At 59.3% G+C, this 15,718-nt stretch carries 14 protein-coding genes and 1 other RNA gene; 4 read left to right on the forward strand and 11 right to left on the reverse strand.

Annotated elements, in window-relative coordinates; all coding sequences use genetic code 11:
* Nucleotides 1-2 precede the first annotated feature (2 nt).
* The 5 genes from mutS to R2A130_RS05600 form a co-directional block, all read right to left on the reverse strand.
* Complete coding sequence (gene mutS / locus R2A130_RS05580; RefSeq protein WP_040305117.1) at nt 3-2,705, reverse strand: DNA mismatch repair protein MutS; 2,703 nt, start codon at nt 2,703-2,705, stop codon at nt 3-5.
* Nucleotides 2,706-2,813: 108 nt separating this feature from the next.
* Complete coding sequence (locus tag R2A130_RS05585; protein WP_009463946.1) at nt 2,814-3,716, reverse strand: GNAT family N-acetyltransferase; 903 nt, start codon at nt 3,714-3,716, stop codon at nt 2,814-2,816.
* A gap of 54 nt (nt 3,717-3,770) precedes the next feature.
* Entirely contained in the window at nt 3,771-5,897 is a 2,127-nt protein-coding gene (locus tag R2A130_RS05590; RefSeq protein ID WP_009463947.1) for an ATP-binding protein, read from the reverse strand.
* 124 nt (nt 5,898-6,021) lie between these two features.
* On the reverse strand, nt 6,022-7,551 hold the full coding sequence (locus tag R2A130_RS05595) for a YifB family Mg chelatase-like AAA ATPase (protein ID WP_009463948.1): 1,530 nt from the start codon (nt 7,549-7,551) through the stop codon (nt 6,022-6,024).
* A 153-nt stretch (nt 7,552-7,704) separates the two neighbouring features.
* The gene (locus R2A130_RS05600; protein WP_156798410.1) at nt 7,705-8,043 is read right to left on the reverse strand and encodes a hypothetical protein; all 339 of its coding nucleotides are present in this window, start codon (nt 8,041-8,043) and stop codon (nt 7,705-7,707) included.
* A gap of 219 nt (nt 8,044-8,262) precedes the next feature.
* Here R2A130_RS05600 and R2A130_RS05605 point away from each other — a divergent pair, with 219 nt between their 5' ends.
* On the forward strand, nt 8,263-8,511 hold the full coding sequence (locus R2A130_RS05605; protein WP_009463951.1) for a hypothetical protein: 249 nt from the start codon (nt 8,263-8,265) through the stop codon (nt 8,509-8,511).
* Nucleotides 8,512-8,514: 3 nt separating this feature from the next.
* Here R2A130_RS05605 and R2A130_RS17465 read toward each other — a convergent pair whose 3' ends face one another.
* Together R2A130_RS17465 and gshB are read right to left on the reverse strand one after the other, a co-directional pair.
* Nucleotides 8,515-8,976, reverse strand: coding sequence for a GNAT family N-acetyltransferase (locus R2A130_RS17465; protein WP_009463952.1), 462 nt, complete (start codon nt 8,974-8,976; stop codon nt 8,515-8,517).
* Nucleotides 8,973-9,935: a glutathione synthase gene (gene gshB, locus R2A130_RS05615; protein ID WP_009463953.1), complete on the reverse strand. Its 963-nt coding sequence runs from the start codon at nt 9,933-9,935 to the stop codon at nt 8,973-8,975. The genes R2A130_RS17465 and gshB overlap by 4 nt, the downstream gene beginning before the upstream one ends.
* Nucleotides 9,936-10,137: 202 nt before the next feature.
* Here gshB and R2A130_RS05620 point away from each other — a divergent pair, with 202 nt between their 5' ends.
* The 3 genes from R2A130_RS05620 (at nt 10,138) to R2A130_RS05630 (ending at nt 12,163) form a co-directional block, all read left to right on the forward strand.
* Nucleotides 10,138-10,791 (forward strand): hypothetical protein, encoded by a 654-nt coding sequence (locus tag R2A130_RS05620; RefSeq protein ID WP_009463954.1) that lies wholly within the window; start codon nt 10,138-10,140, stop codon nt 10,789-10,791.
* 69 nt (nt 10,792-10,860) lie between these two features.
* Nucleotides 10,861-11,460, forward strand: coding sequence for an imm11 family protein (locus tag R2A130_RS05625; RefSeq protein WP_009463955.1), 600 nt, complete (start codon nt 10,861-10,863; stop codon nt 11,458-11,460).
* Nucleotides 11,461-11,563: 103 nt separating this feature from the next.
* On the forward strand, nt 11,564-12,163 hold the full coding sequence (locus R2A130_RS05630) for an imm11 family protein (protein WP_009463956.1): 600 nt from the start codon (nt 11,564-11,566) through the stop codon (nt 12,161-12,163).
* 193 nt (nt 12,164-12,356) lie between these two features.
* Here R2A130_RS05630 and R2A130_RS05635 read toward each other — a convergent pair whose 3' ends face one another.
* The 4 genes from R2A130_RS05635 to R2A130_RS05645 form a co-directional block, all read right to left on the reverse strand.
* Nucleotides 12,357-12,680 carry a YbaB/EbfC family nucleoid-associated protein gene (locus R2A130_RS05635; protein WP_009463957.1) on the reverse strand — a complete coding sequence of 108 codons (324 nt, stop codon included), beginning with the start codon at nt 12,678-12,680 and terminating at the stop codon, nt 12,357-12,359.
* A 14-nt stretch (nt 12,681-12,694) separates the two neighbouring features.
* Nucleotides 12,695-14,713, reverse strand: a complete 2,019-nt coding sequence (locus R2A130_RS05640) for a DNA polymerase III subunit gamma/tau (protein ID WP_009463958.1) — start codon at nt 14,711-14,713, stop codon at nt 12,695-12,697.
* Between the two features lie 199 nt (nt 14,714-14,912).
* An RNA gene (gene ffs / locus R2A130_RS17495) (signal recognition particle sRNA small type) lies at nt 14,913-15,010 on the reverse strand.
* A 388-nt stretch (nt 15,011-15,398) separates the two neighbouring features.
* The gene (locus R2A130_RS05645; RefSeq protein WP_009463960.1) at nt 15,399-15,677 is read right to left on the reverse strand and encodes a hypothetical protein; all 279 of its coding nucleotides are present in this window, start codon (nt 15,675-15,677) and stop codon (nt 15,399-15,401) included.
* Nucleotides 15,678-15,718: the final 41 nt, after the last annotated feature.

The following is a 15,718-nucleotide window of genomic DNA, read 5'->3' on the forward strand; positions in this document are numbered from 1 at the left end:
CGCTACTTAGACGGCAGCAGATCTTTCAGCGCATAAAGCGCTTCCTGCGCCTCGCGCGGTGTCATTTCATCCAGCCGCATGTCGGACAATTTCGCTTCCACATCGCTGGACCGATTGATCGGTGCAGGTGCGGGACGGGCCGAAAAGAGCGGAAGCTCGTCGATCAACGTTGCAGCGCCAGACCCGCCCTCCCCGGATGACGGTCCAGCTTCGAGACGCTCCAACACCTGTTTTGCGCGAGCAATCACAGCGTCCGGCAAACCTGCCAGACCAGCCACCTGGATACCGTAAGAGCGGTCCGCGCTGCCCTGCCCCACCTCGTGCAGGAACACGACATCGCCGTTCCATTCCTTCACCTTCATGGTGACGTTGGAGAGGCGGTCGAGCTTCACCGAAAGCGCGGTGAGTTCGTGATAGTGGGTGGCGAAAAGCGTGCGGCAGCGGTTGGTTTCGTGCAGATTTTCGATGGCCGCCCATGCGATCGACAAGCCGTCGAAGGTCGCCGTGCCGCGCCCGATCTCGTCCAAGATCACCAGTGAACGCGGGCCTGCCTGATTGAGGATCGCTGCGGTTTCCACCATCTCCACCATGAACGTAGAACGCCCCCGTGCCAGATCGTCCGCTGCGCCGACGCGGGAAAACAGGCGATCTATAACGCCGATATGCGCCGCGCCCGCAGGTACGAATGCGCCCATCTGAGCCAGAATTGCGATCAGCGCGTTTTGACGAAGGAAGGTGGATTTACCGCCCATGTTCGGGCCGGTGAGCAGCCAGATCGAGCCGCTGTCCGCCTCCCCACCGATGCGGCAATCGTTCGCTACGAAAGGATTGGCGGCTTGCGCGCGAAGCGCTTGTTCCACCACAGGATGACGACCAGCGGTGATGTCGAAGGCGACAGAATCGTCCAATGTGGGGCGGACATAGCCTTGCGATGCGGCCAGATGCGCGTTTGCGGCGGCGACATCTATCGCGGCGATGGCGTCGGCCACGGCGCGCAACTCTTCAGTATGGGCCAGCACCAGATCGCGCAGGCGGTCGAAGTGGGAAAGTTCGATGGTGAGCGCCTGCCCTGCCGCATTGGCGATGGCCGATTCCAATTCGGCCAATTCCGTTGTGGTGAAGCGCATAGCGTTGGCCATGGACTGGCGGTGGATGAAGCGTTCCTTGTCGTCCTGCAGTGGTGCTGCGTTGATCGCTGTCACCTCGATGAAATAGCCCAGCACATTGTTGTGCCGGATTTTCAAGCCCTTCACGCCGGTGGCCTCAGCATATTGCCCCTGCAACTGCGCGATCACCTGACGGCTTTCGCGCGACAGTTGCCGTTGGCGGTCCAACTCCTCATCGCGGCCCGTGCGGATGTAGCCACCATCACGAGGCAGACGTGGCAATTCGTCGGAAAGCGAAGCGGCAAGTTCCGCAGACACCGCACCGGGGGCAGCGCGCAGTGCAGCAAGGTGGTCCGACAGGTTGGCGGAAAGTGCCATGTCGTTCGCCTGCAATTTTTCACAAAGCTGCGTGGCGCGTTCCAACGATGCAGCCACCGCACCAAGATCAGTCGGCCCGCCACGGTTGAGTGCTAGGCGGGAGATGGCGCGGGGCAGGTCCGGCGTGCCCTTCATCAGATCGCGTAATTCTGCGGTGAGGAAATCTGCTTTCACCAGCACCGCAACATCGTCGAGGCGACGGTCGAGCAGCGTTACATCGGTGGATGGGCCTGCAAGTCGTGCGCCCAAAAGGCGCGAGCCACCGGCCGTAACAGTGCGGTCCACCGAGTGCAGCAGTGAGCCATCACGTTTGCCGGACAGGGTCTGCGTAAGTTCGAGATTGGCGCGGGTGGCGGCGTCGATGAACAGGGTCGTGCCGCCGCCCATGGGCGCGGGGCGGCGCAAGGCAGGGCGTTCGCCGATCTGCGTTTTGTCGAGATAGGCGATGACCGCAGAGGCTGCGGAAAGTTCCGCGCGGGTGAAGGTGCCGAACCCGTCCAGCGTGGCGACGAGGAAGAAATCCTGAAGTGTTTCAGCCGCCCGCTGGCTTTCAAACATCACAGCCGGTTGCGGCTGCACGGCAAAACTTTGGCCTTCCAGCGCATGCTCCACCATCTCGTCTGCGGGCAGACCTTCAGGCAGGATGAGTTCCTTGGGGGCAAGGCGGGCAAGATCTGCCGATAAACGCCCCGTTTCGCTGGCGCCCACCAGAAATTCGCCGGTGGAGAGATCGACTGCAGCCAGCCCCCATTCATCGCCAGTCTCGCCACCGCGCACACGCGATAGCGCGGCAAGCCAGTGGGAGGCGCCCGGTTCCAGCAGCACGTCTTCGGTGATCGTGCCGGGGGTGACGAGGCGCACAACGTCGCGCTTCACGACAGATTTTGCGCCGCGCTTCTTCGCCTCGGCAGGATTTTCCAACTGCTCGCACACGGCAACACGATGGCCCAGCGCAATCAATTTTTGCAAATAGTCGTCGGCGCTATGCACGGGCACGCCACACATGGGAATGTCTTCGCCCAGATGTTTGCCACGTTTGGTGAGCGCGATGCCCAGCGCGCGGGCTGCTATTTCAGCGTCGGAAAAGAACAGCTCGTAGAAATCGCCCATGCGGTAGAACAACAGCGAGTCCGGGTTGGCCGCCTTGATCTCGATATATTGCGCCATCATCGGTGTAGGGGGAGGCGCGGGTGCGGTGGGAGTTGCGGAGGCGGCGGACATGGGCGCGTGGGCGTAACCTTGGATGACGACACGAATGGTCTAGATCAAGGCCCGCGCAGTTGAAACGCAAGCGCGCAAAATGAGCGGGGATAGTGCGTTGGGTTTGGCCTACTCGGCGGCTGCAAAACGGGTGGCGTCTGCCCCGTAATGGGCGATGTAGCGCGGGTTTATGTCGGCAACTTTCAGCACCACCAGCACATCAGTTGTACCGAACTGGCGGTCGATTACGGCGTGACTGGCAACCTTCGCACCGAGGCGCAGATAGCCCTTCAGCAGAGGCGGCATAGCGGCTAGTGCGCGGCGCGGGTCCACGGTGATATCCGGATTGGCCATCGCAACAGTGTCGGCTGAAACACCGGCACAAGCCTCATTATCGGCCAGAGCCGCGTTGGCCGCCAGCCACGCGAAGGGCGCGGCGTGGTCGCTTACATCGGTTCCGGGAAACGACGCACAACCGAACATAATGTCGGTGCCTTCGCCCACCGCGTAGGCCCATGTTCCCTGCCACAGCAATTCCATCGTGCGCTTGGAACGGTAGTCGCGGTGGATGCAGGAGCGGCCGAGTTCTAGCCAGTTCTGGCTCGTATTTGCCAATAGAAGTTTATCAAGAGAGAATTCGGTCGCCGTATAAAAACCCTGCGATCCACGTTTACGGCCCGGCAACAAGCGGTAAGTGCCGACAATCCGGTCGCCCGCGTCACGGTCGATCACAAGAAGATGGTCGCAAACGGCATCGTAGGGATCGCGATCCAGCCGGCTGTGGCGGTTTTCCGATGAAGGTACCGCGCCCATTTCGCCGACAAAAACATCATAACGCAGCCGTTGGGCCAGTTCGATCTCGTCCTGCGTGCTCGCCAAACGCGTGATGAGCGGGCCGAGCTCACCAAGAACCCTGCCCGCATCAGCGGTGACACGCGACGGCGTACTGCTGCCGTTGTAAAGTTCGAGTTGCTGTACCGTCATGATGCTCTGACCAAGCTTGCGCTGCGCCGTTGGGGTGCCTTGCAGCACGGGGTCATGTCAATTCGATGACGTGTGGCTCAGTTGCAGGTTCGACCTACCAGTTCAGGCGCTTTGGCATGCCGGGTTCAACACCCGTGCCAAAAGCTGGTCTGTCGCTTCCAGATCGAAGGGTTTGATGAGATAGCCCATGGCACCGCGGGCCGCAGCATCATCGCGGCTTTCCTGCTGACCATCGGCGGACAGGATGACCACCGGTTGGGCAGGGTCGAATTCGTGGATGGTATCAAGGGCATCAAAACCGTCCATCACCGGCATGTGTCGGTCTAGAAAAACGATATCGAACTGCCCAGTTACCGCTTCTGCCACAGCCTGTTCGCCGTTCTCCACCACCGTAATGGTATGGCCGCAGCCTTCCAGAAGCGAACGGGCGATCATGGCGTTTACGGCTTCATCTTCCGCCAAAAGAATTGACAGCTTCCGGTTCATTTTCGGTGTCGAAGCCAACTGCTGTTCCTCATCGACCTGCGGAGACGTTGTTTCTTCCAGCACGCGCGACAGCGTCTCACGGCGCACGGGCCATGTGAGCCAACGGCCATAATGGGGAATTTCGTCGCCATGGCCGAAATGCCCGATATGGATCGTGGCATCATCTTTCTTGCCATCATTGCGGTCGGTTATAAGCAGATCTGCAGATGCATCAACCGTGTAGCCTAGCGCGCAGAGCATAGCTTCAAATGCCAAACCCGCTGGACCATCGTCGACTTCGAGCGCGATTGTTTTTGGCGAAAGTGATGGAGCGAGAGGCGGCGCGGCAATTTCGATTTTGCGCTTGTCAGCATTGACCAATGGCAGCGTCACGGTGAAGACAGAGCCACTATCTTTACCGGTCGAAACCGAAATGTCTCCGCCCATGCGCACGACTATATGGCGGGAAATTGCAAGCCCGAGACCGGCCCCGTTGTGGGCGCGGGTGGAGCCGTCATCGGTTTGCACGAAGGGCTGGAAGATGCGGTCGCGGTCTTTGTCTGCAATGCCCGGGCCGGTGTCGGAAACGACCAGACACAGCTCATCGATGCTGTGGCGGTGGGCGCACAGCGAAACGCTGCCTTGATCGGTGAACTTGAGCGCATTGCCCAGCAAGTTCACCAGCACCTGACGCAACCGCCCCCCATCTGCCAGAATGCTGGCGGGTAAAGTGGGGTCGATATAAGTGGAAATGGGCAGGCTTTTGGCGGCAGCACGAGAGGCCATCATCGCGGCCACGCCTTCCAAAAGCTGTTCGAGCTTCACCGGCTCCGTCTGGATCGACAGGTCGCCCTGCTCCATCCGGGCGGTGTCGAGCAGGTCTTCAATGAGAGCGAGAAGCGTATCGCCGCTTGTTTTCAAAATCGACAGGTGGTCGCGCTGGGTTGCATCCAGCGGGGTGCGGGCCAGAAGCTGGGCTACACCCATGACGCCGTTAAGCGGGGTGCGAACTTCGTGGCTGATGGTGGCGAGAAAACGCGATTTCGCCTCGCTGGCAGCTTGGGCAGCGGCGGCAGCTGCAGCGAGTTCATGCTCATGGTTTTTGCGGGCTGTGATATCGCGGGCAATGGAGCGAATACCCATCATGCCGGATTGAAGGTCGCGGGCTGGCAGATCGCGCCAAGCGAACCAGCGCTGACCCTGTGTCGTCTCCACCATAATGTCGCGTGTGCCCGCATCGATATCGGACTCCGGCAGAGCAAAGCGTTGCTGGTCGAAGAGGCTCGAATACGTTTCGTTGGCATGGCGCACATCACCATCGCGGTTGCGCTGGATGAGAACGTCGCCAAAGGCTTCGGCTACGGAGCGGTGCAACTCTTCGCTTTCGCGAATTTCCCAGCTGCGATCTTCAAGACCTTCAAGACGGTCAGCCAGCGCGGCGTTGGCTTCACCCATGGTGTGGATGATGCCCTGCTGCACCAAAATGACGGCAACCGTGGCCGCCGTTGCGGCCTGCCAAAGCGACATGCCCAATTGCAGCAGGCCGAAGAAACCGAGAAACGCTGCCAGAATTGCCGCTGCGGCCATCCAGACACGAGAGGACTGACGCAATGCAGTAGCCAACCTACGCGCCACACCCTGTTTCACCCACGATGGGGGCTGTTCGCCCAGCAGCCGTCTGCGCTCGCGCAAAAGGTGGCCGGGATCGAGATCCTGCCGATCATTTGTTGCGGGGTATGGTGCCGCCTGAGGTGTGGATGGCATCGATTGGTTCATTCCAAAATGACACCACAGATGTGTTGCCAGCACATTACCGGAATGGATTCAGATTGTTCAATTTTCGTGATGCAATGCGCAGTTGCCGTGATACGGCGGCCAAACCTTAACGCTATGCCGAAGTTAGTCTTCGTCCGGCCATACGATAAGAGATCGCCTCGGCCAAATGAATGCGACCTACCGTGTCTTTGCCTTCTAGGTCGGCCAGTGTGCGCGCAGTTTTGAGAATGCGGTGGTAGCCGCGGGCGGAGAACTTCATGGCATCTGCGGCATCGCGCAACAATTGCTGGCCAGCCGCATCGGGCCTCGCCACTTCTTCGATTACCGTGTTGGGGGCCAGCGCATTGGTGGTGATATGCAGGCCGAGGCCCGCATATCGCTCGGCCTGAACGGCGCGGGCCGTTGCGACGCGAGCAGCGATGGTGGCCGAGGTTTCACCGCCTGCAGCAGGCGTCATCAGATCGGCTGCGGAGACGGCGGGCACTTCGACGCGCAGGTCGATGCGGTCCATCAATGGGCCTGAAATGCGGGCTTGATAATCGGCAGCGCAGCGGTCGCCACGACGGCACGTGTGGCCCGGTTCGCCTGCCATGCCGCAACGACAGGGGTTCATCGCGGCGATCAACTGAAAGCGTGACGGATAGGACACGCGATGGTTGGCGCGGGCGATGACGATCTCGCCAGTTTCCAGCGGTTGGCGCAGCGAGTCCAAAACTTGCGGTGTGAACTCGGGAAATTCATCGAGGAACAGCACGCCATTATGAGCCAATGACACCTCGCCCGGCTTGGCCTTCAAACCACCGCCGACCATCGCGGCCATGGAGGCAGAATGGTGGGGTTCGCGGAAGGGGCGGGCAGACGACAATTTGCCGTCTGCCAACTCACCGGCAATGGACGCAATCATCGACACTTCCAGCAGTTCACGCGGCTGGAGTGGTGGGAGAATAGACGGCAGGCGCGAGGCCAGCATGGATTTGCCGGACCCGGGTGGGCCGACGAAAACGAGATTGTGGGAACCGGCAGCGGCCACTTCCAGCGCGCGCTTGGCGGTTTCCTGTCCGCGAATATCGGCCATATCCCCGTGGGCCAATTGCCCGTCGCGCATACCCGCCGTCGGTCGCGACAGGTGCTGCGTGCCTTTGAAGTGGTTGGCCATTGCGATGAGAGAGCGCGGGGCAAGCACATCCATCTCCGGGTCCGCCCATGCGGCTTCCGAGCCACTGACATGGGGGCAGATGAGACCCTTTCCCAGGGCGTTTGCGCCCATTGCGGCGGGCAAAGCACCAGCGACGGGCGCAATGGTGCCATCAAGCGCAAGTTCACCCATGGCAATAAAACCGTCCAGCGCGTCAGCTGGCATCGCGCCCATAGCGGCCATCAGCGCCAGCGCGATGGGCAGATCGTAATGACTGCCTTCTTTGGGCAAGTCGGCGGGCGCGAGGTTCACGGTGATTTTCTTATGCGGCATGGCGAGGCCCGACGCATGAAGCGCCGCGCCGATACGCTCGCGACTTTCCGCCACCGCCTTATCGGCGAGGCCGACAATATGCATGGCGTGTTTGCCGGGGCCGATCATCACCTGCACATCGACAGGCACGGCGGTGATGCCTTGAAAGGCGACAGTTGCGCAGTGGGCGACCATGATACTTGCCTCGCTTCGGCAGACCGTCCGCGCTTCCCCACGCCAACCAGCCCGCTCGTTCTACCCTCTCGCCTTTCAGGCTAACGGGACGCCGGACAGAGCGCAAGAACAAATATAGAACATTTTCAAGCCGTCACGCGACCTCATCATTTTCTATTGAGGGGACGAAATCATCGCTATCCGGCTGGCGAGGGCCATCGCGGGTCGGGAGTCTAAAAGTCCCATCGAACCGAAGAAAAAACCGATCAGCGCCTCGAAAACGACAAGCCCCAACAGATAGATATTAGCCACCAGAAACAGCATCACCGGCAATGTGATGAACATCGCTTCTACCGAACCCATACCCATCAGCCGCACCGCTGCGAGCCACACCCAGATGCACAGCATGTTGAAAAACAAGAACACCGAAAGGCCGCACAAAAAGCCTGCGAAGGGATGAAATATCCAAACGCGGAGGGTGCCCCGCAGGGGTGAGAACAGGATCGCACGCACGCTCATCTACCCTCCCCTTCCCCGGCTTTGCACAAAATCCTTGTTGGCGAACCCTGCCGTTCTGCGGCGGTTTTGTCATATTTTTCAGGTGCAATCGATGATGTCTGCGATTGTCCGGCAACCGAAATTCAGATACTCATTGACAGTCAGCCGGATGGGCGCCCACGCGGGTTTTCGCGTCGCCCGCATCTAAAACGTAGGCTGACCTTCGAACCAACAATGAATATCAACCGTTTCGCGCGTCACGAACAGACGCTCAAATGGATTGCGCTTGGCCTCGGCCTCGCCAGCACCATTGCCATCGTTCAAAACTGGCACCCGTGGCCGCTCTATCTCGGTCTGCCCTTCTGCCTCATCTGGATTTACTGCGCCTGGCTGCACACCGAGAAGCAGTTGAAGTGGATCAACATCACATTTTCCGTGCTCTACAGCTACGGTATCCTAAAGCACGTGGCGGGATGGGGTTAGGCCTCACCGCCAGAACGTTCGTGTCATCATGATCGTAGCATCTTCACCGTCGGGGTAGTGGCCGGTCCGGGTGCCGACCTTGCGGAAACCGATATCGTCGTAGAGGCGGTTGGCCGATCTATTGGACGGGCGCACGAAAATGCGCATGAGCGGACGGTGGCAGCTCGCGATGGCTTGAAAAAGCAAGGCACGAGCCACGCCGGACCGCCGGTATGGTTCAACAACGACCATGGAGTCACCGCTGGTCCAAGGTCGCATCGGCCTGTCGCGCAACATCGCGTGGCCAACGATTCGACTGTCGATTTCCGCGATCAGCAGATATTCGCGATGATCTTCATGCCCGCCGGACTGGCCGATATCGGCAGGCGGAACCAGACCTTCGGCAAATTCTGCCCAGTGAAACGCCTCAGCCACAGCAATATCAGCAGGCTCATGGGCACGGATGATGAGGCGTTCGGGTGTCACACCTTCTTCGCCTCGATTGCATCCCACAAGAGCGCTGCAATATCGGCACCGCCGAACTTCTTCACCTCGCGGATGCCGGTGGGGGATGTCACGTTGATCTCTGTCATGTAGTCGCCGATCACGTCTATGCCGACGAAGATGAAGCCGCGGCGCTTCAACTCCGGCCCGATACGGGCGCAGATTTCGTGTTCGCGCTCGGTCATGCCAATAGCTTCGGCGCGTCCACCCACATGCATGTTGGAGCGGGCTTCGTCTTCACCGGGAATGCGGTTGATCGCCCCCACCGCTTCGCCGTCCACCAAAATGATACGTTTGTCGCCGGCGCGCACCTCGCTCATGTAGCGCTGGGCGATCATCGGTTCGGGCGTCATTTCGTGGAACATCTCGATGAGCGATGACAAGTTCTGGTCGCCGGGCTGCACGCGAAAAACGCCTGCACCGCCATTGCCGTAGAGCGGTTTGACGATGATATCGCCGAATTCCTTGTAGAAGGCGCGGATGTCGTCCGGAGCGCGAGAGATCAGGGTCTCCGGCATCAGGTCGGGAAATTCCGTGACGAAGATTTTCTCCGGCGCGTTGCGCACTTCGGCGGGGTTGTTGACCACCAGCGTCTTGCCCGGCCCTTCGCCATGAATGCGCTCCAACAGGTGGGTCGCGGTGATGTAGCCCATGTGAAAGGGCGGGTCTTGACGCATGTGGATGACGTCCATGGACGCCAAATCTTCGCGCTTCGCCTCGCCCAGCGTGAAGTGGTTGCCTTCTTCATCACGCACCTGAACAGGTTCGCAGGGGGCGGAAACCACGCCGTCGCGCATGGCAAGGTTGCCCACTTCGTAATGGAACAGTTCATGCCCCCTCGCCTGCGCTTCCAGCATGATGGCGAAGGTCGAATCGCCTGTAATCTGCACGGTGGAAATATGGTCCATCTGGACGGCAACGCGGAGGGGTTCAATCGACATGAGGCGGGCATCTTTCGTAAACTTGGTGCATGTTCATATGGTAACTGCAGCGCCTAACGCCACCCCGAATAAGACAGGTAAAGGCGCAGGCGCTTTCAACTTTACGGGATGCGGCGAAAGGCGTGTGCAACGGGCAGCCCGCCACAACGTTGATGCGGTATACGGTCAGTGGGGACCATAACATTTGCAAAACGGAGCCAACATGGACGATGCACTGCCATCGAAAGACACCACACCCGTTTGGCGCGTGGTTCCCTATCAGACGGCTACGCCGAGCGAGTTGATCGTGAATGTGCGGGAAGTTCTGCCACGTGACCGCTCGGTTATCGAAGCGGGCTACGCCCAGCTTTCAGACCGCAGCCGCAGGCTGCGCTACCTTTCCGCTCACCAGTTTCTGTCCGACGCGGAATTGGACGATATCGTGACAAATGACGGCTACCATCGCATGGCGCTGGGGGCAGAAATCAAGAATGTCGACAGCGCGCCGTCACCTGTGGGTGTGGCACGCTATGTGCGGAATTTAGAACAGCCGGACGAAGCAGAATTTGCGATAACCACGGCGGACGAGTTTCACGGGCTTGGTATAGGAATGCTGCTGTTAGGAAGCCTTGCCAAACAGGCGGCTTTCGTCGGGATAGACCGCTTTACCGCGCTGGTGAGCCCGGATAATGGCGCGATGCTGCACATTTTGCAAAATCTAGGCGGCACACAGGAGGGGGCGTCGGAAGACAATATCTGTGTGACATTGCCCCTCACGCGGTCGTCACGGTCTTACCCTGACAATCCGACGGGGCGGCGGTGGAAGAAGGCGTTTGGGCTGACACGACTTGTGCAGGTGGATGGGACGAGCGATTAACAAATTGATTTTCGCTCCGCGCCTCAACCGGTGTTCGGCGGCTGTTTCAAAGACCAGGGAGCGTTGACAATGCCATTTTTGTTTCAGTGGGAGCACATCAACAATCGACAGCCGGAATTCGGCGTCTATTTCGATGAGGACAGGAATCCGATCGAACCTAGAGAGCTTTGGCAACCCGATTTCGTGCCGGACGAGAGCGAATGGCCTATTCGTTACCGGCAGGTCTCGAAACACAAGACATTGCCCGACTTCATGACTCTACCATCATCCAGCACGCTGGTTGTGAACGAGCGTGCCCGCGATCTCTTCCGCAGTTTCGAGCCGGTCCGGCATGTTTACGTGCCGCTGGAATTCGAGCTGCCCACGGGTGAGGTCGCGAAGGATCAGTTCTGGCTCTTCCGCCTGACGGACTTGGTGGAGGACGGGATAGTGGTCGAACAGTCCGATATAAATATCGTGAAGAGCTCGGTCCCACCTTACAAGCCGGGCATATATGGCACCTATAAAATCTCGCCCCGGCTGACATGGAAGTCCGAGAAGATCGAGGGGCGTCACATCTGGGCTGATAGCTGGCTGAAGCGAGACATGTGCATCTCCGACGAATTGGCCGCGGAGATGCGGCGCCTGAAGATGAAGTATATCGACCTGACACAAGGCGGGGTTGTCTGATGGCGCGTGATCCGGACTGGGAGTGGCTTTCGTTTCCGCATTTCTTCGCCCCGCGCCACGGCCGGTGTCCTGCGGCTGTTTCTAAAGCTGAGGAGCGCTGACCATGCCGTTTTTGTTTCAGTGGGAAGACATCAACAACCGACAACCGGAATTCGGCGTCTATTTCGACGAGGACAGGAATCCTATCACGCCAAAAGATCTTTGGGAGCCTGACTTCGTGCCAGACGAAAGCGAATGGCCTCTTCGCTATTGGCAGGGAACTAAGCATAAAACGCTGCCTGACTTCATGAACTTGCCGACTTTTGGTACGCTGGTCGTGAATGAGCGTGCGCGTGATCTCTTCCGTTGCTTGGAGCCTAACAGACATGTTTATGTGCCGCTGGAACTTGCGCTGCATGGTGGCGAGGTGGCGAAGGACCGGTTCTGGCTCTTCCGTCTAACAGACCTGGTGGAAGATGGTTTGGTGGTAGAACAATCTGACATAAGTGTCGTGAAGAGCTCGGTCCCACCCTACGAGCCGGGCATGTACAGTACCCCAAAAATCTCGCCAAAGCTGACGTGGAAGTCCGAGAAGATCGAAGGTCGACACATCTGGGCCGATAGCTGGCTTAAGCGAAAAATGTGCGTGTCCGACGAGTTGGCCGCAGAAATGCGTCGGCAGAAGATGAAGTATATCGATCTCACCGAAGGTGAGGTTGTCTGATGGCGCGTGATCCGGGTCCAAACGCTTGTACCTTGTCGTTTCTTCATGCCGTACCAACAAGCTTGGTCGTGACCCCTGCGGAATTGAAACGCGACTGGCACCGCAAGCAAAGCAGCGGTCGGTAAAAATACGCCGTGCCCGCGCAGCAACTCCCGCAAGGCGATAGCGTGAGCGCAAGCCAAACAGCCGGTCTTTAGAACGGCAGTTTCATTCCGGGAGGGATTGGCAATCCAGCAGTCAATTCCGCCGTCTTCTCGCGCGCCATGTCTTCGGACGCCGCCTTGGCCTGATTGTGGGCGGCGAGGATGAGGTCTTCGAGAATTTCGACACCGTCTTCTTTGAACAGCGACGGGTCGATGTGGAGACCGCGCATGGCGCCCTTACCGTTCAGCGTTACGGTAACGAGGCCAGCAGCTGCCTGTCCGACGGTTTCCGCGTCGGCCAACTCGGCCTGCATGGTCTCCATCTTCTCCTGCATTTCCTTCACTTTGCCCATCATTCCCATGATGTCTTTCATCGCCACACTCTCCTTCAGGAATTGAAATAATCGTCGAGGCCACCAGCGCCCGGATCATCGTGATCCAGCGCGGGGCCTGCGTCGTCGTCCATCTCGTCGTCAGGGTTGTCGAGACGTTCATCGACGGTGATGGCTTCGGGTTTGAACGGCTCGTCCGGCAATATGGTTGCAGCCTTTTCCGCCTCCAGTTTGGGAAAACGAACCTGCGTGATTTTCGAACGCGGGAAGGCTTTCAGCACGGCGGCAACCACAGGGTGCGCCTCGGCGTCGGCCATGGTGCGATCGTGCTCGGCGCTCTCCTGATCGGAAATCGTTTCGCTGCCGCCTTCGTGGGTGGTTTCCACAGTCCAGCGGGTGCCGGTCCAGTCCAGCAACCGGTCGGTGATGGTACGAGCGAGGTCTTTCGGCGCGTTGCCGGTGGGGCGAAAAACGATGTGGCCGGGCGCAAATGAGACTTCGGAAAAGTTGTTGCGAAGCTGCATCTTGAAGCGGATGTCGCGCTTCGCCTCAGCCAGATCGAGCATGTCCTTCAGGCTTTCGACATTGTCGTAAGCGGGTGCAGCAACGGGTGGCGCTACAGGTTCCGGATCAGCCTGCGGAACAAGCTGCGGGGCCGGACGCTTAACGGGTTCGGCTTCTGCTACAGTTTCATTTTCAACAACCAGTTGCGGGCGAGGAGCAGCACTCACAGTCGGGCCGGCGGTAGGTGCGTTACGACCGCTACCGGCAGCAATCGCCATGGCTCCGCCGCCACCACCGGACGGTGCAGCACCGCCGCCTGCCCCGCCGGAAGGCGCAGAACCACCATCGGCCAACTGCCGCAGCGCTTCATCGGGCGTCGGCAGATCGGCGGCGTGGGTGAGACGCACCAGCACCATATCAGCAGCGGCCAGCGGGCGCGGGGCAGATTGCACTTCGGCAATTCCCTTAAGCAGCATTTGCCACGCGCGGCCCAGAATGCGGGGCGTCAGACGCTCTGCAAAATCTTTGCCGCGTGTCTTTTGCTGCTGGCTCAAGGACGGGTCGTCCAGCGCGGTGTCGACGTAGCGTACGCGGGTAACGAAGTGGACGAAATCGGCAAGGTCCGTCAGCACGGTGGCGGGGTCTGCGCCCACATCGTGCTGGGCTTTCATCTCGGCCAAAGCGGCGGCGATATCGCCCTTCATGCAGAACTCGAACAGGTCGATCACGCGGGCGCGGTCCGCCAACCCCAGCATGTCGCGCACGCCTTCGGCGCGAACGGTAGCATCGCTTTCAGCAGACGCATGGGCGATAGCTTGGTCGAGCACCGACAGCGCATCGCGAACGGAGCCTTCCGACGCGCGCGCGATCATGGCCAACGCTTCGTCTTCAACAGCGATGCTTTCCAGCTTGGCGATCTTGCCGAGATGATCGACCATCTCGCCCGCCTCGATACGGCGCAGATCAAAGCGCTGGCAGCGCGACAGGATGGTGATCGGAACCTTGCGGATTTCGGTCGTCGCAAAGATGAACTTCACATGTTCCGGCGGCTCTTCCAGCGTCTTCAACAACCCGTTGAATGCCGCCGTCGACAGCATGTGAACTTCATCGATGATGTAAACTTTGTAGCGCGCAGAGACCGGCTTATAGCGCACGGCGGCGATGATCTCGCGAATGTCGCCGATGCCGGTGTGGGAGGCCGCATCCATCTCGATAACATCGACATGGTTGCCTTCCATGATGTCGGCGCAGTGGATACCGGGCGTCGAAAGGTCGAGCGTCGGCTGCTTTTGCGTGTCGCTTTCATAGTTCAGCGCGCGGGCCAGAATACGGGCCGTAGTCGTCTTGCCAACACCACGAACGCCGGTGAGCATGTAGGCTTGTGCAATGCGACCGGTGGAAAACGCATTACGCAGCGTCCGCACCATCGGCTCCTGCCCGATGAGATCGGCAAAGGAAGACGGACGATATTTGCGCGCCAGCACGCGATATTCGGACGTCTTGTCAGCTTCTTGAACGCCGAGGTCAAAACCCGGTCCATTTTCTTCAGCGGTGTCGGATTCTTCGCTCATATGATCTTCGAGAACTCCCGAACCCGTGTCGCGCAAAACAGCTCGGCTATTTTCTCAGTCGCGGAAGTCTTTCCAACCATCATCCGCGCACCAACCTTTCAGCAGGACCAGACGCGTGTCGCCGAAATCGGCACAGCCGATTGAGGTGGATAGACCCGCGCCAACAAAGAATCCGAACAGCGCATTCGCGCTGTTAGGTGGAAGACTGGCTTAGCGTGACCCGATCCGGAATCTCGTTGGGGCTGCTTCGTTCCCGATCTGACCCGGTTGGCGAGTGGATCGTCCACAAACCAGCCTTCCGACTACAGCATATCATGGGCGGGGACCGATTCCGCAAGCGTTTTGAGAAAAATCTCTCCCCGCACTCTGCATCTCCCCCCATACTGCCTGTTCTTTAGCGCATGAGCCGACGGTCCGGACCGTCCTGATCGTTGCGTGGAAGCGATCCTTCCGTCGCGCGCGCTTAACGGTCGCAAGCGGGCGGAGCTCTATGTCGCACCGGCAGAGCTGCCACAACAGCTTCGGGACCGGACGTCGAACGTCAGCAATGGCGGGCCGAGGGCAAGGCCGATGGGGACTTTCGGGTTCTCATGTTCGGGGAGGTGACGGGAATGGTGTTGAGACACATCCGCAGCAGGATTGAGCGGGGCGAAGGTGTCATGCCTTTTCGCCTGAGACTACGGCATTATGGAGCAAACTCACCATTAATGGTTAGGTTGCCATTCCAGCTTGTGCGGCGGTTTCCAACAATTAAATCAAATAGCCTTTCGGCGGCACCTAGAGATGCCGCCTTAGCAATGATTTCAATACCAAAATTGGGGCTAGCGTTATGGTACTCATAGACGAAATAGCCGTAGTCTCCCCCCAGGCCTTTGCCGCCCGCTGCCGCATAAGACTTACGCGCGAGCGGTGATACGCATATAGTGCGATCTCCAATAATAGCTTCGAGATAAATGTCGTCCATGTCAGCCTCCAAGCCTAAATATTCTTACAACCCAGACCCTC

Source organism: Ahrensia sp. R2A130, from assembly GCF_000179775.1.
Taxonomy (GTDB): domain Bacteria; phylum Pseudomonadota; class Alphaproteobacteria; order Rhizobiales; family Rhizobiaceae; genus Pseudahrensia.